This is a genomic window from Lysobacter sp. CC-YZS074 (assembly GCF_056739745.1).
Window position 1 is genome coordinate 3,011,271 of the sequence record NZ_CP200301.1, and the last position, 16,576, is coordinate 3,027,846.

Genomic DNA, 16,576 nt, shown 5'->3' on the forward strand with positions numbered 1-16,576 from the left:
GTCCGGGCCGTCCAGGCTTTGCCCGTACCCAGCGCATACCGAGCGGGCTTCCGGGCTCCTGCCCCCCAAGGGGACTTCCTCCGGGGTGCAGGAGCGACTTCAGCCGCGATCGGATAACCGGACGCCCGCGCCGATTCCACGATCGCGGCTGAAGCCGCTCTACAAGAGCCGTGTGCCGACGTGGACGCTCGACCGGTTGTGTCGCTCCTACGGACGGATTGTCGTAGATCCGAAACCGCCCATTCACGAAGTCGCCATGCGGCGCTGCCCAGACTGCAGGCGTCCCCAGGAGAACCCCGATGGCCACCCGCTACTACATCAGCCTGCCCGACGGCAGCCGCGCCCGCGGCGCCGACCCCGACCTGTCGTTCACCGCGCAAAGCGGCCCCGGCTTCGCTGCCGAATTGCAGGACGCGCTGCGCAGCGACCGGCTGTTCGACCGCTGGCGGATGAAGCAGGACGAGCCGGACGAGGTCGACCCGTCGCTCGGGGTGACCGATCCGGCGGCAACGGTCCACGGCGAACAGGACGACCTGCACATCGACCTGGTGGTGACCTCGACCATCCCCGGCACCGTGCTCAAGCAGCGCCTGCGCCTGCTGGCCGGCAGCGCGTGGGAACTGCGCGACGTGACCGCGGCCTGAGGCCGGCAGTCGCGACTTACGTCGCTCCTACGGCGGGCGCATGCGGCGTGGAAGACGTGCCGTGCCGGTCGGTCGCCGGCACAATGCCGGCATGAAGAACATCCTGCTCGCATGGAGCGGCGGCAAGGACGCCGCGTGGACCCTGCACACCCTGCGCCAGCGCGACGACGTGCGCGTCCTCGGCTTGCTCACCACCGTCACCGCCGACTACGACCGCATCGCCATGCACGGCATCCGGCGCGAGGTGCTGCACGCGCAGGCGGCGGCCACCGGGCTGCCGCTGGTCGAGTCGACCATTCCCTCGCGCTGCGACAACGCCACCTACGAGGCTGCGTTCGCGGCGGCGCTGGCCGAGGCACGCGAGCGTTGGCCCGGGCTCGATACGATCGCGTTCGGCGACCTGCGGCTGGCCGACGTGCGCGCCTGGCGCGAGGCGCTGCTCGCGCGCCACGGCTGGCACATCGAGACCCCGCTGTTCGGCAGCGACACCGCCACGCTCGCGCGCGACATGATCGCCGCCGGCCTGCGCACGACGCTGTGCTGCGTCGACACCGAGCAGCTCGACGCCGGCTTCAGCGGCCGCGATTTCGATACCGCGCTGCTGGACGAGCTGCCCGCCGGTTGCGACCCCTGCGGCGAGGACGGCGAGTTCCACACGCTGGTGCACGACGGCCCGATGTTCGCCGTGCCGCTGCGGCTGGAGCGCGGCGAAACCGTACTGCGCGACCGCCGCTTCGCCTTCACCGACTTCGCGCTGGCGCGCTGACCTCCGGGACCGGCGCCGCCGCCCGCCGCGTTACAGCCGTTCCCACGGTTCCACCGACCCCGGTCGCGGCCGGAACAGCGGATGGCAGTCGGGCGAATCGATCCCGCTCCAACGCTCGAACAGCACCGGGCTGCGGTGCCCGAGCTTGGCCAGCAGGTGCCGCCATTCGTACTCGAGCTGGCCGCTGTTGACGGCGATCGGATCGACCGCCTGCAGCGGGCCGAGCTTGTCGCGGGCGAAGGCATAGCCGCGCGCATCGGCCTCGTCGCAGACGGCAGACAGGTAGGCGTCGATCGCGGCCTGCGGCTGCGCGTGCGCGCGGAAGCGGTCGAGCTGCGGATGGCGGGTGTAGCCGCGGGTGCAGCCGTGCAGCACCTTGCGCGCGAGCAGCCCTTCGCGCCACAGCGCCACCAGTCCCTTGGCATCCAGATGACGCGGGTGCAGGCTCCACAGGCGCATCGCGATGCTGCTGCTATTTCAGGGCGGCGGCGTGGTGGGCGATGTGGTCGCCGATGAAGCTGGCGATGAAGTAGTAGCTGTGGTCGTAGCCAGGCTGCATGCGCAGGGTCAGCGGATGGCCGGCCGCGGCGCAGGCGTCGCGCAGCAGCTCCGGCCGCAGTTCGCGCTGCAGGAACTCGTCGGCGTCACCCTGATCGACCAGCAGCGGCAGGCGCTCCTTCGCGTCGCGCAGCAGTTCGCAGGCGTCCCACTGCTTCCACGTTTTCTGGTCCTCGCCGAGGTAGGCGTCGAATGCCTGCTGGCCCCACGGCACCCGGCTCGGGGCGACGATCGGCGAGAACGCCGAAACGCTGCGGTAGCGGCCCGGATTGCGCAGGACGATCACCAGCGCGCCGTGGCCGCCCATCGAGTGGCCGCTGATCGCGCGCGCGGTGGTGGTGGGGAAGTGCGCGTCGACCAGCGCCGGCAGTTCATCGACCACGTAGTCGTGCATGCGGTAGTGCTTCGACCACGGCTCACGGGTGGCGTTGAGGTAGAACCCGGCGCCGAGGCCGAGGTCCCACGCGCCTTCCTGGTCGGGCACCTCGTCGCCGCGCGGGCTGGTGTCGGGCGCGACCAGCACCAGACCGTGCTCGGCCGCGTAGCGCTGGGCGCCGGCCTTGGTGATGAAGTTCTGCTCGTTGCAGGTCAGCCCCGACAGCCAGTACAGCACCGGGCAGGGCCCCTGCGCGGCCTGCGGCGGCAGGTAGACGCCGAAGCGCATCTGGCAGCCGAGCGTGCTCGACGGGTGCTGCCAGACTTCCTGGGTGCCGCCGAAGCAGGCGTGCTGTTCGATGCGTTGCATGGGTGTCTCCATGTCCGGTCGTGTCCGAGTGTCGACGGCGGCCGGTGACGGCTCAGTAGTGGATGACCGCGCGGATCGACTTGCCCTCGTGCATCAGGTCGAAGGCTTCGTTGATGCGCTCCAGCGGCAGCGTGTGGGTCACGAAGGGCGCAAGATCGATGTCGCCACGCATCGCGTCCTCGACCATGCCGGGCAGCTGGCTGCGGCCCTTCACCCCGCCGAACGCGGTGCCCATCCACTTGCGCCCGGTGACCAGCTGGAACGGCCGGGTGCCGATCTCCTTGCCGGCGCCGGCGACGCCGATGATCACGCTCTGGCCCCAGCCACGGTGGGCGCACTCCAGCGCCGCGCGCATCACCTCGACATTGCCGATGCACTCGAAGCTGTGGTCGACGCCCCAGCCGGTCATTTCCACGACGACCTGCTGGATCGGCTTGTCGAAGTCCTTCGGGTTGACGCAGTCGGTCGCGCCCATCTCCTTCGCCAGCGCGAACTTGTCGGGGTTGGTGTCGATCGCGATGATCCTGCCGGCCTTCGCCTGCTTCGCGCCCTGGATCACCGCCAGGCCAATGGCGCCGAGGCCAAACACCGCGACCGTGTCGCCCTCGGCCACCTTCGCGGTGTTGTGCACCGCGCCGATGCCGGTGGTCACCCCGCAGCCGAGCAGGCAGGTGTGCTCCGGGTTGGCTTCCGGGTTTACCTTGGCCAGCGAGACCTCGGCGACGACGGTGTACTCGCTGAAGGTCGAGCAGCCCATGTAGTGGTAGACCGGCTCGCCGTTGTAGCTGAAGCGCGGGGTGCCGTCGGGCATCACGCCCTTGCCCTGGGTCGCGCGCACGGCCACGCACAGGTTGGTCTTGCCCGACTTGCAGAACAGGCACTCGCCGCACTCGGCGGTGTACAGCGGGATCACGTGGTCGCCGGGCTTGACGCTGGTGACGCCCTCGCCGACCTCGACCACGATGCCGGCGCCTTCGTGGCCGAGCACCGCCGGGAACACGCCTTCCGGGTCCTCACCCGACAGGGTGAAGGCGTCGGTGTGGCACAGCGCGGTGTGGGTGATCTTCACCAGCACCTCGCCTTGCTTCGGCCCCTCGAGGTCAAGCTCGACGATCTGCAGCGGCTGGCCGGGGGCAAAGGCGACGGCGGCGCGGGTCTTCATGGTGTTACTCCTGCAAGGGGAATCATTTGAGATAGGAGCGGATGAGGCCGGTCATCTCGGCCACCCGCGCCTGGCGGTCGTCGGCGTCGGCCGCGGGCTGGCCGAACTGCTCGCGCAGGTGCGATTCGAGCACCTCGCTCATCAGCCCGTTGACCGCGCCGCGGATGGCGGCGATCTGCTGCAGCACGGGGCCGCAATCGGCGCCGGCCTCGAGCGCGCGCTCCAGCCCCTCGCACTGCCCGCGGACGCGACGGATGCGGGCGAGGACCTTCTTCTTTTCCTCGGCTGAGTGGGGCATGCGCACCGCCAGGCTTCATAGTGGGGGGGAGTATAGGACGACCCGTCGCCGGCGTCATCACCGCTGCGGTTCCGGCGGGCGGGCTTACCATGGCGACCCCACGCGTGAGGCCGCCATGCAGACCATCCTCGTCCCCGTTTCCGTCGGCGAGCTCGCCGACAAGGTCTCGATCCTGCAGATCAAGTCCGAACGCATCCGCGACGCGGCCAAGCTCGAGCACGTCGGGGTCGAACTCGATGGCCTGCTGCCGCTGTGGCAGGCGCAACTGGCGGCCCGGCCGGACCTCGCGCCGGTGTACGCGGAACTGAAGGACGCCAACGAGCGGATGTGGGACGTGCAGGACGCGCTGCGCGCGAAGGAGGCGGTGCGGGCCTTCGATGCGGCGTTCGTCGAACTCGCGCGGGCGGTGGCGGCGCGCAATGGCGAGCGGGTCGCGGCCAAGAACCGCATCAACCAGCTGGCCGGCTCGCGGTTCGTCGAGGAAAAGCAGTACCAGGCCTAGCCGGCGCACGGCAGCGTCCAGGCCCGGCGGGCCTCAGCCGGTGTTCTGGATCCCGGCGGCGATGCCGTTGACGGTCGCCATCAGCACCTGCAACTGGCCGTCGTCCTCGCGGTTGCCCGTCCGCCAGCGCGCCAGCAGGTCCACCTGCAGCAGGCTGATCGGGTCGACGTAGGGATTGCGCAGGCGGATCGACTGGCGCAGGCGCGGGTCACGGGCGAGCAGGTCGTCCTCGTCCTTGATCGCGAGGATCGCCTCGCGGGTGCGTGCGAACTCGGCGGCGATGCCCGGGTGCAGGCGCGCGTGCAGGTCGCCTTCGGGCAGGCCGGCGGCCAGCTGCGAATAGCGCTCGAAGATTGCCGGGTCGGACTTGGCCAGCACCATCTCGACGTCGTCGGCGAGGGTGCCGAAGAACGGCCAGTCGCGCGCCATTTCGGCCAGCACCTCGCAGCCGTGCGCGTCGATCGCGTGCTGCAGCGCGGTGCCCACGCCGTACCACGCGGTCATCCCCGAGCGGTTCTGCGCCCACGAGAACACCCACGGGATCGCGCGCAGCTGGTCGACATCGCCGCTGCCGCCGCGCTTGCTCGGGCGCGAGCCGATCCGCAGCCGTTCGATCACGTCGATGGGGGTCACAGCGCGGAAGTACGCCGGGAAATCGGGGTGCTCGTGCACCAGCGCGCGGTAGTGCGCGCGCGAGTCGGCCGCGAGCCGTGCGGCGATGTCGCGCCAGCGCCCCTCGCGCGGTTCCGGCGGGCGCGGGCGCAGGCTGGCGCGCAGCACCGCGCCGGTGGTCTGCTCGAGGTTGCGCAACGCGATCGCGCGGATGCCGTACTTGCGGTGGATCACTTCGCCCTGCTCGGTCAGCCGCAGGTGGCCATCGACCGAACCGCGCGGCGCGGCGACCACCGCGCGTTCGGTCTTGCCGCCGCCGCGGCTGATCGAACCGCCGCGGCCGTGGAAGAAGTCGATCCGGATGCCGCTCTCCCGCGCGAGTGCCGCCAGCGCGATCTGGGTCTGCTGCAGCGCCCAGCGCGAGGCGATGATGCCGCCGTCCTTGGCGCTGTCGGAGTAGCCGAGCATCACCACCTGGCGGTCGCCGCGGGACGCCAGGTGGCGGCGGTAGAGCGGGTCGGCGAACAGCGCCCGCAGGGTTGCCTCGGCGGCCTGCAGGTCGTCGACGGTTTCGAACAGCGGCGCCACGTCGAGCGGCACCTCGCCGCCTTCCGTGCAGCCGGCGATGCGCGCCAGCGCCAGCACCGCCAGCGCGTCGGCGGCGGTACGGCTCATGCTGATGATGTAAGGGCCGAACACGCGCTCGCCGTAGCGCGGGCGCAGCGCGGCGACCGTGCGGAAGACGTCGAGGCTGCGGCGCGCCGTGTCGTCGCCGGTGTGCTGCGCCGCGGCCGGATCGGCGATCAGCGCATGCAGGCGTGCGGCGCGGTCGTCGGCATCGCGGTCCGCCCAGCCGGCATCGCCAAGCAGCGCCGCGATCGCGACGTCGTGCATGCGCGAATCCTGCCGCAGGTCGAGGCTGGCGAGGTGGAAGCCGAAGCAGCGCGCGCGCCGCTGCACCCGTCGCACCGCGAAGCCGCCGGCGTGCTCGCCACCGTGCGCGCGCAGGCTGTCGGCGATCAAGGCGAGGTCGGCCTCGAACGCGGCCGCATCGGGATAGCCCGCCGGTTCGTCGTGGCTGGTCGCCCACAGGCGCGCCGTCATCAGCGCCAGCAGGTTGCGGTACGGCATGTCGGCATGGCGCGGATGCAGCTTGGCGGCGGCGTCCGGCAGTTGCGCGCGGTAGGCGTCGACCCGTGCCATCACCGCGGCGTCGACCGCGACCCGGCTGGTCGACTGGCTCAACAGCTCGGCCAGCGCGTCGAGGTCGTGGCGGTAGGCGTCGAGCACCATCCGGCGTTGCGCGGCAAGGGTCGCGGCAATGGTGTCGGCGCCGACGTTGGGGTTGCCGTCCATGTCGCCGCCGACCCAGCTGCCGAAGCCGAGCACGTCCGGCAGCGTCCAGTCGCCGCCGCAGTGTTCGCGCAGCGCCGCTTCGAACGCCTCGTGGAACACCGGCAGCACCCGGTACAGCACTTCGGACAGATAGAAGCCGACGTGCTCGAACTCGTCGCCGACGCTCGGCTTGGCAACCGCGGCTTCGGCGGTCTGCCAGCTGGCGGTCAGTGCCAGGCGGATGCGCTCCTGGCCGGCGCGGCGTTCGGCCGGCGTGCGCGAGCGGTCGATGTCCTCGACCAGCGCGGCGACGATCTGGCGCTCCTTGTGCAGCAGCACCCGGCGCACCGCCTCGGTCGGGTGGGCGGTGAACACCGGTTCGATCCGCAGCCGCGGCAGCAGCGCGGCGAGTTCGTCGGCCCCGACGCCCTGCGCGACCAGCTCGCCGATCACCGCGCGCAGGCCACCGGGCTGGGCACCGTCGCCGGCGCGCTCGTGGTCGCGGCGGCGGCGGATGCGGTGCACCCGCTCGGCCAGGTTGACGGCCTGGAAGTAGGTCGAGAACGCGCGCACCAGATCGCTGGCCGCGGGGAGGCCGGTACCGGCCAGCGCCTCGGCCAGTTCCGCCACCGGGGCATCGGCTTCGCGCCGGGTGATCGCCGCGCGGCGCACGCGTTCGACCTGCTGCAGGAAGGCATCGCCGCGCTGCTCGGCGAGGATGCCGCCGACCAGCGCGCCGAGGGTCTTCACGTCTTCGCGCAGCAGCGTGTCGGTCGCACCGAACTCGACGGTGCGCAGGGGTTCCTCGGCGGGATCGGGGATGTTTTCGCGTGGGCTCGTCATGCCGCCCACGGTAACGCAGGGGGCGTTGATGACCGTAGGAGCGACGTGAGTCGCGACCCGCCGAACCTGGAAGGCACGGCGTCACCCGCCGGTTGTGGAGTGACCCGGAGCCACCCCGGGGGAGCGGCGTTGCAGCCGATGGGTCGGGGCTTTCATCCGGCGATGTACAGGTCGCGACTTACGTCGCTCCTACAGACACCCGTGCGTACGGACTAGTAGGCGAATTCCTTGAACACCGGGTCGACGCTCCCGCCCCACGGCCCGTGGAACAGCTCCAGCTTGCGTTCGGCAGGGGTGACGCCCGCCTCGACCAGCTCCATCAGCGGGCCGAGGAAGAGGGTCTCGTCACTGCCGTTCTCGTTGAGGCGGGCGCGGCGCGCCAGGCCGCCGGCCGCGATCTGCAGGGCGCGGCGCGCGAGGTCGAGCACGGTGCCCTTCCGGAACGGCAGCTTGAACGCCTGCCGTGGCACGCCGTCGCGCAGCGCGTGGATCTCCCCGAGGCTGAAGTCGCGCACCAGGTCCCAGGCGGCATCGAGGGCGGCATCGTCGTACAGCAGCCCGGTCCAGAACGCCGGAAGCGCGCAGATCCGGCTCCACGGCCCGGAGTCGGCGCCGCGCATCTCCAGGTACTTCTTCAGCCGCACCTCGGGGAACGCGGTGGTGCTGTGGTCGGCCCAGTCCTGCAGCGTCGGCGTCTGGCCGGGTAAAGCCGGCAGCCGGCCGTCGAGGTAATCGCGGAATGACTGGCCGGAGGCGTCGATGTAGCGGCCGTCCCGGTAGACGAAGTACATCGGCACGTCGAGCAGGTAGTCGACGTAGCGCTCGTAGCCGAAGCCGTCCTCGAACACGAAGTCGAGCAGCCCGGTGCGGCCGGCGTCGGTGTCGGTCCAGATGTGCGAGCGGTACGACAGGTAGCCGTTGGGCCGCCCCTCGGTGAACGGCGAGTCGGCGAACAGCGCGGTGGCGACCGACTGCAGCGCGAGCGAGACGCGGAACTTCTTCACCATGTCGGCCTCGCCCGATACATCGAGGTTGACCTGCACGGTCGAGGTGCGGGTCATCATGTCCAGCCCGAGGTCGCCGACTTTGGGCATGTACTCGCGCATGATCCGGTAGCGGCCCTTGGGCATCCACGGCATCTCGTCGCGTCGCCACTTGGGCTGGAATCCCATGCCGAGGAAGCCCAGCCCGAGCGGCTCGGCCACGGCGCGCACCTCGCGCAGGTGGCTGGCCGCCTCGCGGCAGGTCTCGTGCAGGGTCTCCAGCGGAGCGCCCGACAGTTCGAGCTGTCCGGCCGGCTCGAGCGAGACCGACGCACCGTCTCGGGTCAGCGCGATCACGCGCCCGTGCTCCTCGACCGGCGCCCAGCCGAACCGCACCAGCCCCTTCAGCAGCGCCTCGATGCCGCGCTCGCCATCGAACGCGGGCGGACGCAGGTCGTCGGTGCGGAAGCCGAACTTCTCGTGCTCGGTGCCGATCCTCCAGTCATCGCGCAGGCGCGCGCCGCACACCAGGTACTCGAGCAACTGGGCGCGACCGGCGGGACCGGACTCGATCGGAACATCCTTGACCTGGCTGGGACCGGACACGTACACCTCATCGAACGGGAAGCGGCGACGGACGGGTACTCCCGCCATCGCCGGCACGCCGCAGTGTAGCGAGCGCGGGTGTGCGGGAAACGTCGTCTCCCGCAACGCTGCAGCCCGCAGGCGGGATGGTCGCGGCCTACAGCTCCAGCCAGCCGCCGATCACCGCGCGCGCCTCGTCCACGCCCTGCTTGGACTCGCCGGAGAACAGCTGCACGCTGACCGCGTCGCCGTACTCGGCCTTCATCTCCTTGCGCACCGCCAGCAGCGCATTGCCCTGCGCACCCCGGCCGAGCTTGTCGGCCTTGGTCAGGATGGCGTGCGCCGGCAGCCCGCGGCTGACCGCGTAACCGAGCATCTGGCGGTCGTAGTCCTTCAGCGGATGACGGATGTCCATCACCACCACCAGGCCCTTGAGCGCCTCGCGGGTGCGGAAATAGCCATCGATGAATGCCTGCCAGTGCGCCTGCAGGTCCTTGGGCACCTTGGCGTAGCCGTAGCCGGGCAGGTCGACCAGGAAGCGGTCGGTGGTCGGCGGGATGTCGAAAAACACCAGCTGCTGGGTCCGTCCGGGGGTCTTGGATACCCGGGCCAGCGCGTTCTGCTGGCAGATCGCGTTCAGTGCGCTGGATTTGCCGGCGTTGGAACGGCCAGCGAAGGCGACCTCGAAACCGCCGTCGGGCGGCAGCTGGCGGGGATTGTGCGCCGCCAGCATGTACTGGGCGCGGGCAAGGGGATTGGCCATGCGCCTAGGATCGCATGGCTCGCGTTGACCCCGTTAGCCGCGGCGACGATAATTCCTCGGTTCCGACGCCCGTTTTCATGGCCGTCATTCCAGCTTTTCCCGGAGCCCAGCCCAATGAGCCACGCCCGCGTCCTCGGCATCGTCGGCCTGTCTGCCCTCGCGGCAGCCGCCGTCGCCTACGCCCAGACCACGGTCACCCCGATCCCCGACAGCCCGCCGATCGAGACCGCACCGCTGAGCGATACCGTCGAGCAGACGACCTGGGGCGACCCGCAGAAGGGCGCCACCCTCGCCGGCACCTGCGCGGCCTGCCACGGCCTGGACGGCAACCCGACCGATGCGCAGTACCCGCGCCTGGCCGGCCAGAGCGAGCGCTACATCGCCCAGCAGATCGCCCTGTTCAAGAGCGGCGAGCGCAACAGCGGCATGGCCGCGGTGATGAAGCCGTTCGCCGACATGCTGAGCCCGCAGGACGCCCGTGACGTCGGCGCCTACTACGCCACCCAGACCTCCGGCGCCGGCGTGGCCGACGACACCGTGGTGGCCACCGGTCCGTACGCGGGCATGAAGTTCTTCGAGATCGGCGAGCAGCTGTTCCTGTCGGGCGACGCCGAGCGCGGCATCCCCGCGTGCATGGCGTGCCACGGCCCCGACGGCCTCGGCAACCCGGGCCCGGCCTATCCGCACGTGGCCGGCCAGCAGGCGGTCTACACCCAGCGCCGGCTCGAGGAGTACCGCGCGGGCGACACCACCCGCAACGATCCGCGCCTGTTCAACGTGATGGCGACGATCGCCAGCGAGCTCACCGACGAGGAAATCGGTGCGCTGTCGAGCTACCTGCAGGGCCTGCACCCGCGCGCCAACGACGTGGCCGCGGCCAATGCCCCGGTCGCCGCCGTGGCGCCGGCGGCCAGCCCGGTGGCGGCGCCCGCCGCGGCGCCGGCGGAGGCTCCGGCCGCCGGATCGGCCGGGACCGGCAGCGAGGCGGCCGAACCGGTCGAGCCCGAAGCCGGAGCCGTGGCCGAACCGACCCGGGGTTGATGGCGGAACTTCCGGCACCGCCGCCGGTCCCACCGCATACTCCTGTTGTTCATTGCGCCGGCCGTGTCCCCACGGTCGGCGTTTTTGTTTCCGGGCCCGAGTTACCGTTTCGGCCCGCCATCACCGAGGGATTCCTGATGATGTCGTTGCTGTCGCGCGTGGCCCTGCTGTCCCTGCTGTCGCTGGTCCTCGCCATTGTTCCCGCGCGGGCGGCCGCGCCGGCGGGCGAGCCGGTCGCCGGCGTGGACTACATCGAGATTCCCGGCGGCGAGCCGTTCGGCAGTGCCCCGGGGCAGATCGAGGTGGTCGAGGTGTTCGGCTACACCTGCTCGCACTGCGCGCACTTCGAGCCGCTGGTCAGCGCCTGGGCGGCGAAGCTGCCGGCGGATGTCTCGTTCGTGCTCGTGCCCGCGCCGTTCGGCGGTTACTGGATTCCGTATGCGCGCGCCTTCTATGCCGCGCAGTCGCTGGAGCTGGTCGAGCGCACCCATGCCGACGTGTTCCGCGCGCTGCACGAGAAGCGGAGCCTGCCGGTCATGCGTGCCACGCCGGCCGAGATCGCCGGGTTCTACGCCGGCTACGGTGCCGATCCGGAGCAGTTTGCGGCGGCCATGGCCAGCGCGGACACCGATGCCCGGCTGGGCCGCGCCCATGACTTCATCCGCCGCAGCGGCGTCGAGGGCACGCCGACGCTGATCGTGGCGGGCCGCTATCGCGTCCTCGGCGACAGCTTCGCCGATCGCCTGCGCATCGCCGACGCGCTGGTCGCCCGCGAACGGGCGCGCCGCCCGTCCCGCTGACGCCGCCGGCGTCACCCGGCCCACCACCCCGATCGGTATCCTTGGCCCGTTCGCGGCCAACCCATCCGCTTCTTTCCCGCTCCGGAGATCCACCATGACCTTCCGCCCGGCCCTGCTGCACCGCCTCGGCCTGACCTTCGCGGCCGCCCTTGCCCTCGCCGCCTGCTCGCAGGACGCCCCGGGCCCGACCACCCCGGCCGCCCAGACCGCCCCGGCCGGCACCGCCGCGACCGCGACGCCTGCCGGCGCGCCGGCCGCCGCCAGCGCCGCTGCCGAGGCCCCGGCGCGCACGCCGGGTCCGATCGTCCCGCCGACCGGCCCCGCCCCGGTGGCCGGCACCGATTACGTCGAGATTCCGGGCGGCACGCCGTTCCGCCCCGGCACCGGCAACATCGAGGTGGTCGAGGTGTTCGGCTACACCTGCCCCCACTGCGCCAGCTTCGAGCCGCTGGTGAGCGGCTGGGCCGCCAAGCTCCCGGCCGACGTCGACTTCGTCCCGGTCGCCGCGCCGTTCGGTGGCTACTGGGAGCCGTACGCCAAGGCGTTCTACGCCGCGCAGGCGCTGGGCGTGGCCGAGCAGAGCCATGACGCGATGTTCCGCGCCGTCCATGTCGACCGCAGCCTGCCGGTGCAGCCGCTGCCGACCGCCGAGCAGCTCGGGCAGTTCTACGCCCAGTACGGCGTCGATCCGGCCCAGTTCGCCAGCACCATGTCGAGCTTCGCGGTCAACGCGCGGATGAACCAGGCGCGCCAGTTCCTGCAGCGCAGCGGGGTCGACTCCACTCCGGTGCTGATCGTCGACGGCAAGTACCGCATCACCGGCAACAGCCACGAGGACAACCTGCGCATCGCCGAGCACCTGATCGCGATGGAGCGCGGAGGCACCGCCGCAGCGGCACCGGCCGCCACCGATGCACCCGCCGCCGATGCCGCGGCCGCCGACGGCAGCGCGGACTGAGTACCGCGGCGGGTATGGCCAGCACCGGCAGTGACCCGCACGACCCCGCCGTGCCCCCGACCGGGGGCACGCGCCGGCTCCGCCTGCTCAGCGCGAACATCCAGGCCGGCTCCAGCACCCGCGGCTACCACGACTACGTCGCCCGCAGCTGGTCGCACGTGCTGCCGGCCGGCAACAAGCGTGGCAGCCTCGACCTGATCGCCCAGCTCGCCGGCCGGTACGACATCGTCGGGCTCAACGAGAGCGACCCCGGCAGCCTGCGCTCGGGGTTCACCAACCAGACCCACTACCTCGCCCAGCGCGGCGGCTTCGACTACTGGAGCCACCAGCCCAACCGCCGCGTCGGCGGGGTCGCCTCCAGCGCCAACGGACTGCTCAGCAAGCTCGAGCCGCGCGAGGTGATCGACCATTCGCTGCCGGGCCGGATCAGCGGCCGCGGCGTGCTGATGGCGCGCTTCGGGGACGGCGACGAAGGGCTGGTGGTCGCGGTCGCGCACCTCTCGCTCGGCGCCGCCTCGCGCGCTTCGCAACTGGGATTCATCGCCGAACTGCTGCACGACCATCCGCATGCGGTACTGATGGGCGACTTCAACTGCCCGATCGAGCGACCGGAGATGCAGGTGCTGTTCCGCACCACCCGCCTGCAGCCGCCCGCGTGCGTGGTGCCGACCTTCCCGAGCTGGCGCCCGCAGCGCGCGATCGACCACATCCTGATCAGCGATGGCCTGGCCTGCTCGGACGCCTGCGCGATGCCCGCGGCGATGTCGGACCACCTCGCGCTGTCGCTGGAGCTGGACGTGCCGGAGCAGGCGTTGCGGTAGGCGCTCGATGGCCTGTGGCGTATTCCGGGCGTTGTAGGAGCGGCTTCAGCCGCGATTGGATGATGGTCCGCCCGCGCCGACTCCACGATCGCGGCTGAAGCCGCTCCTACGGGCGCACCGACATGCGCTGACGAAAGGAAGCCGGCCGGTGGTTGCACCGGCCGTTTCCTTTCCGCTTCCCGATCAGAACCGCAGGTCGGCGCGCAGGTAGAAATACCGCCCGCCGGGGATGTCATAGGTCGAGGCGTCGTAGCCGTTGAGCGAGCACGACAGGCAGATCGGCGGGTCGTCGTCGAGCACGTTGTTGACGCCCGCGGTGAGCTGCAGGCTCTTGAGGATGTCGAACCGGTAGCCGACCTGCAGGTCGTGATAGGTCATCGCTTCGAGCGTGTTGGTGCCGGCCCAGATATCGTTGCCATCGTCGTCCTGCCCTACCACCGCTCCGTCGCTGCAGACCGGGAACGATGCCGCGTCGCCGCAGTCCTCGGTCAGTTCGCTGATGTGGCGCACGCTCCACGAGGCGTTCCACGGACCGCGGCGCCAGTCGAGCGTGGCGGTGGAGGTCCAGTCCGGGATCGCGCTGTCGTTGACTTCGATGCCGATCCGGCGCGGCTGCACCTGGCCCGCGGCGCCGACCGCCTCGTAGCGGGTCACGAAGGTGTTCTGCCAGATCACCTTGAACTGCCCGGCGTCGGATTCCGGCAGGGTCCAGAACAGGTCGGCGTCCCAGCCGTCGGTCTTGATCGAGCCCAGGTTGGTCAGGCGGTTGTTGAAGGCGTTGATGCCGCCGACCGGCGACCGGGTGATGCCGTCGCAGTACAGCGGATCCAGGGTCTCCACGCACAGGTCGAGCTGGGTCTGGGCGTCGATCGCCTGCACCGCGCCCTCGATGCTGTGGCGGTAGTAGGTGACTTCCAGGTCGAGCCGGTCGGACCACGCCGTGCCGCTGGCAAACGACGGGCTGAACACGAATCCGGCGGTGAAGCTGCGCGCGGTCTCGGGGTCCAGATCCTCGTTGCCGCCGGTGGTGACGGAGATCTGCGAATTGGTCTGCTCGGTACCGGGCGGGACGCCGAGCGCGGCGCAGTTGCCGGGGTCGCCGGTGGCCGGGCTGCCGTCGGTGCCCACAAGGCAGGGGTCGTCGATCTGCAGGTCGGCGCGGCTGGGCGAGCCGTACAGCTCGCCGATCGACGGCGCACGGAAGCCTTCGGAGTAGGTCGCACGCACCAGCAGCTCGTCGGCGACCTGCCAGCGCAGGCCGTACTTCGGGGTGAACTGGCTGCCGAAGGTGGAGTAGTCCGAGTAGCGCCCGGCCAGGCTCAGGTCCAGGCTCTTGCCGAATGCGCCTTCGGTGATCAGCGGCACGTTGAGTTCGACGTAGGCCTCGCTGACGTCGTACTCGCCCGAGGTCGGCAGCGACGGCACGCCGTTGTAGAAGCCGGCGACGGTCAGCGGGTCGGGGGTGTAGGAACCTTCATAGCGACGATGCTCCACGCCGGCCGCGGCCGACAGCGGTCCGGCCCACAGGTCGAACAGGTCGCCGGACACGTTGGCGGTGAACTGCGCCAGATCCTGCTCGCTGCGGTCGTGCACGACCGGCTGGATGAAGGCGAGCATTTCCGGAGTGATGGTGCCGACGCCGCCGAACAGGTTCAGCGGCACGCAGCCCGCCACCTCGGCGCAGGCGTCCGGATCACCCAGCGCGAGCGCGATGTTGCGGATGTCGTAGCTGCCGTAGTTGGTCTGCTCGGCCTCGTTGTGGCTGGCGGCGACGTTGACGTCCCAGAACCAGGTGCGGTCGGCGGCGTCGAAGCTGCCCTCCAGCCCGGCGCCGAAGTACTGCGTGTCGACCACCTGCTCGAACACGCGCGCGCCGCCTTCGACCGGGCGCCGGCCGAGCATGATGAAGTTGAGCTCGTTCTCCGGGGTGGCCGGGTCGTCGACCGAGACCAGGTCGAAGCCGAACGGGTTGTACGGGTTGTCGGCCGAGATGAACATGCCGTCGGAGATCGGGTTGCCGGTACCGGCGTCGGCGCCGAGGAAGATCGGTTCCGGCGCGGCCTGGTTGACCGACTCGCGGCGGTTGACCAGCGCCTTGGCGTAGGCGTGGACGGTGTCGTTGAAGTAGAAGCGGTACTGGCCGAACAGCCCCATGCGCTTGGACGGCGTCAGCAGCATGTTGTACTGGGCGAAGTTGAAGCGGTCCGGCGTGCCGAAGCAGTGGTAGTCGTCGGTGCGCTCGCAGCCGGTTTGGCCCGGGTCGTAGAAGGGATCGGTGGCGCCGTCGTTGGGGGTCAGGTCGAGCGCGGCACCGGTATCGGGGTCGATGAAGATGAAGCGACCCTGCGGCGTGCCGGAGCTGCCGAACGCCACCCCGGTACCCGGGATGGGCACGCTCGCCTGCTCGCGCGTGTTGGCGAGGATCTCGTCCTGCTCGATGTAGCTGGCGCCGATGAACAGGTTGCTGCGGTCGGTGTTCATGCCCCAGGCAAGGTCGACGCCGGTGCTGGTGCCGTCGCCCTCGCCGTACTGGCCGACGTTGACGCTGACCTGGCCGCCCTCGAAGTTGCGCCGGGTGATGATGTTGACCACGCCGGCGATCGCGTCGGAGCCGTACAGCGACGAGGCGCCGTCCTCCAGCACGTCGATGCGCTCGACGATCGCCAGCGGGATGGTGTTGAGGTCGGTGGTCGCGCCCACGCCCGACGCCGACGACTCGTTGACCCAGCGCATGCCGTCGACCAGCACCAGCACCCGCTTGGCGCCGAGGTGGCGCAGGTCGACCTGCGCCGAGCCGGCGCCGACGCCGTCGCCGTTGGGCGAGAAGCCGAAGTTGCCCGAGGAGTTGAACTTGGTGTTGAGCGCCGAGCCGGCGCCGGTGAGCTCCTGCAGGATGTCACCGACCGAGGTCAGCCCGGTGCGCTCGATGTCCTCGCGGCTGAGGGTCTGCACCGGCACCTGGCCCTCGATCTCGGCCTTCTTGATGCGGGTACCGGTGACCTGCACGGTGTCCAGAGTGGTGGCGCCGGGCTCGGCGTCCTGCGCGACGGCCCATCCCGGGGCGGCGGCGATCAGGCACAACGAGACGGCTTTCGCCAGGCGGTGGCGACGGGGTGCGTTCATCGACTTCTCTCTCCGTAGAAAAAACGATCAAGGGCGC

15 protein-coding genes are annotated in these 16,576 nt (G+C 70.8%); 7 read left to right on the top strand and 8 right to left on the bottom strand.

Annotation, left to right across the window (positions count from 1 at the left end):
- The first annotated feature begins 299 nt into the window (after positions 1-299).
- Entirely contained in the window at positions 300-644 is a 345-nt protein-coding gene (locus U8331_RS13675) for a hypothetical protein (RefSeq protein WP_481131553.1), read from the top strand.
- Positions 645-735: 91 nt separating this feature from the next.
- Positions 736-1,410, top strand: a complete 675-nt coding sequence (locus U8331_RS13680; protein ID WP_481131554.1) for a Dph6-related ATP pyrophosphatase — start codon at positions 736-738, stop codon at positions 1,408-1,410.
- Between the two features lie 30 nt (positions 1,411-1,440).
- Here the strand turns inward: U8331_RS13680 and U8331_RS13685 are convergent, their stop codons facing one another.
- The 4 genes from U8331_RS13685 to U8331_RS13700 are packed head-to-tail and all read right to left on the bottom strand — an operon-like array spanning position 1,441 to position 4,173.
- Positions 1,441-1,869, bottom strand: coding sequence for a pyrimidine dimer DNA glycosylase/endonuclease V (locus U8331_RS13685; RefSeq protein ID WP_481131555.1), 429 nt, complete (start codon positions 1,867-1,869; stop codon positions 1,441-1,443).
- Between the two features lie 13 nt (positions 1,870-1,882).
- The gene (gene fghA, locus U8331_RS13690; protein ID WP_481131556.1) at positions 1,883-2,713 is read right to left on the bottom strand and encodes an S-formylglutathione hydrolase; all 831 of its coding nucleotides are present in this window, start codon (positions 2,711-2,713) and stop codon (positions 1,883-1,885) included.
- 52 nt (positions 2,714-2,765) lie between these two features.
- Positions 2,766-3,875, bottom strand: coding sequence for an S-(hydroxymethyl)glutathione dehydrogenase/class III alcohol dehydrogenase (locus U8331_RS13695; RefSeq protein ID WP_481131557.1), 1,110 nt, complete (start codon positions 3,873-3,875; stop codon positions 2,766-2,768).
- 22 nt (positions 3,876-3,897) lie between these two features.
- Positions 3,898-4,173, bottom strand: a complete 276-nt coding sequence (locus U8331_RS13700) for a metal/formaldehyde-sensitive transcriptional repressor (protein ID WP_481131558.1) — start codon at positions 4,171-4,173, stop codon at positions 3,898-3,900.
- Between the two features lie 115 nt (positions 4,174-4,288).
- Here U8331_RS13700 and U8331_RS13705 point away from each other — a divergent pair, with 115 nt between their 5' ends.
- Positions 4,289-4,675, top strand: a complete 387-nt coding sequence (locus U8331_RS13705; RefSeq protein ID WP_481131559.1) for a DUF6165 family protein — start codon at positions 4,289-4,291, stop codon at positions 4,673-4,675.
- Between the two features lie 33 nt (positions 4,676-4,708).
- Here the strand turns inward: U8331_RS13705 and ppc are convergent, their stop codons facing one another.
- The 3 genes from ppc to yihA form a co-directional block, all read right to left on the bottom strand.
- Positions 4,709-7,465: a phosphoenolpyruvate carboxylase gene (gene ppc / locus U8331_RS13710; RefSeq protein WP_481131560.1), complete on the bottom strand. Its 2,757-nt coding sequence runs from the start codon at positions 7,463-7,465 to the stop codon at positions 4,709-4,711.
- 212 nt (positions 7,466-7,677) lie between these two features.
- Complete coding sequence (locus U8331_RS13715) at positions 7,678-9,054, bottom strand: glutamate--cysteine ligase (RefSeq protein ID WP_481131561.1); 1,377 nt, start codon at positions 9,052-9,054, stop codon at positions 7,678-7,680.
- A 136-nt stretch (positions 9,055-9,190) separates the two neighbouring features.
- Complete coding sequence (yihA, locus tag U8331_RS13720; protein ID WP_481131562.1) at positions 9,191-9,796, bottom strand: ribosome biogenesis GTP-binding protein YihA/YsxC; 606 nt, start codon at positions 9,794-9,796, stop codon at positions 9,191-9,193.
- Between the two features lie 114 nt (positions 9,797-9,910).
- On the opposite strand from yihA, the gene U8331_RS13725 reads away from it, so the two are divergent.
- From U8331_RS13725 to U8331_RS13740, 4 genes are all read left to right on the top strand, one after another.
- Entirely contained in the window at positions 9,911-10,837 is a 927-nt protein-coding gene (locus tag U8331_RS13725; protein ID WP_481131563.1) for a c-type cytochrome, read from the top strand.
- 137 nt (positions 10,838-10,974) lie between these two features.
- Positions 10,975-11,637, top strand: coding sequence for a thiol:disulfide interchange protein DsbA/DsbL (locus U8331_RS13730; protein ID WP_481131564.1), 663 nt, complete (start codon positions 10,975-10,977; stop codon positions 11,635-11,637).
- 94 nt (positions 11,638-11,731) lie between these two features.
- The gene (locus U8331_RS13735; protein ID WP_481131565.1) at positions 11,732-12,595 is read left to right on the top strand and encodes a thiol:disulfide interchange protein DsbA/DsbL; all 864 of its coding nucleotides are present in this window, start codon (positions 11,732-11,734) and stop codon (positions 12,593-12,595) included.
- A gap of 83 nt (positions 12,596-12,678) precedes the next feature.
- A complete protein-coding gene (locus U8331_RS13740) occupies positions 12,679-13,416 on the top strand; it encodes an endonuclease/exonuclease/phosphatase family protein (RefSeq protein ID WP_481133001.1) in 738 nt (245 codons plus the stop codon).
- Positions 13,417-13,599: 183 nt separating this feature from the next.
- On the opposite strand, the gene U8331_RS13745 is transcribed toward U8331_RS13740, so the two are convergent.
- On the bottom strand, positions 13,600-16,539 hold the full coding sequence (locus U8331_RS13745; protein WP_481131566.1) for a TonB-dependent receptor: 2,940 nt from the start codon (positions 16,537-16,539) through the stop codon (positions 13,600-13,602).
- Positions 16,540-16,576 lie beyond the last annotated feature (37 nt).

What these genes read in the sequence shown, in the direction of transcription:
- U8331_RS13675 (WP_481131553.1), top strand. Translation starts at nt 300, where the DNA reads ATGGCCACCCGCTACTACATCAGCCTGCCCGACGGCAGCCGCGCCCGC.
- U8331_RS13680 (WP_481131554.1), top strand. Translation starts at nt 736, where the DNA reads ATGAAGAACATCCTGCTCGCATGGAGCGGCGGCAAGGACGCCGCGTGG.
- U8331_RS13685 (WP_481131555.1), bottom strand. Translation starts at nt 1,869, where the DNA reads ATGCGCCTGTGGAGCCTGCACCCGCGTCATCTGGATGCCAAGGGACTG.
- fghA (WP_481131556.1), bottom strand. Translation starts at nt 2,713, where the DNA reads ATGCAACGCATCGAACAGCACGCCTGCTTCGGCGGCACCCAGGAAGTC.
- U8331_RS13695 (WP_481131557.1), bottom strand. Translation starts at nt 3,875, where the DNA reads ATGAAGACCCGCGCCGCCGTCGCCTTTGCCCCCGGCCAGCCGCTGCAG.
- U8331_RS13700 (WP_481131558.1), bottom strand. Translation starts at nt 4,173, where the DNA reads ATGCCCCACTCAGCCGAGGAAAAGAAGAAGGTCCTCGCCCGCATCCGT.
- U8331_RS13705 (WP_481131559.1), top strand. Translation starts at nt 4,289, where the DNA reads ATGCAGACCATCCTCGTCCCCGTTTCCGTCGGCGAGCTCGCCGACAAG.
- ppc (WP_481131560.1), bottom strand. Translation starts at nt 7,465, where the DNA reads ATGACGAGCCCACGCGAAAACATCCCCGATCCCGCCGAGGAACCCCTG.
- yihA (WP_481131562.1), bottom strand. Translation starts at nt 9,796, where the DNA reads ATGGCCAATCCCCTTGCCCGCGCCCAGTACATGCTGGCGGCGCACAAT.
- U8331_RS13725 (WP_481131563.1), top strand. Translation starts at nt 9,911, where the DNA reads ATGAGCCACGCCCGCGTCCTCGGCATCGTCGGCCTGTCTGCCCTCGCG.
- U8331_RS13730 (WP_481131564.1), top strand. Translation starts at nt 10,975, where the DNA reads ATGATGTCGTTGCTGTCGCGCGTGGCCCTGCTGTCCCTGCTGTCGCTG.
- U8331_RS13735 (WP_481131565.1), top strand. Translation starts at nt 11,732, where the DNA reads ATGACCTTCCGCCCGGCCCTGCTGCACCGCCTCGGCCTGACCTTCGCG.
- U8331_RS13745 (WP_481131566.1), bottom strand. Translation starts at nt 16,539, where the DNA reads ATGAACGCACCCCGTCGCCACCGCCTGGCGAAAGCCGTCTCGTTGTGC.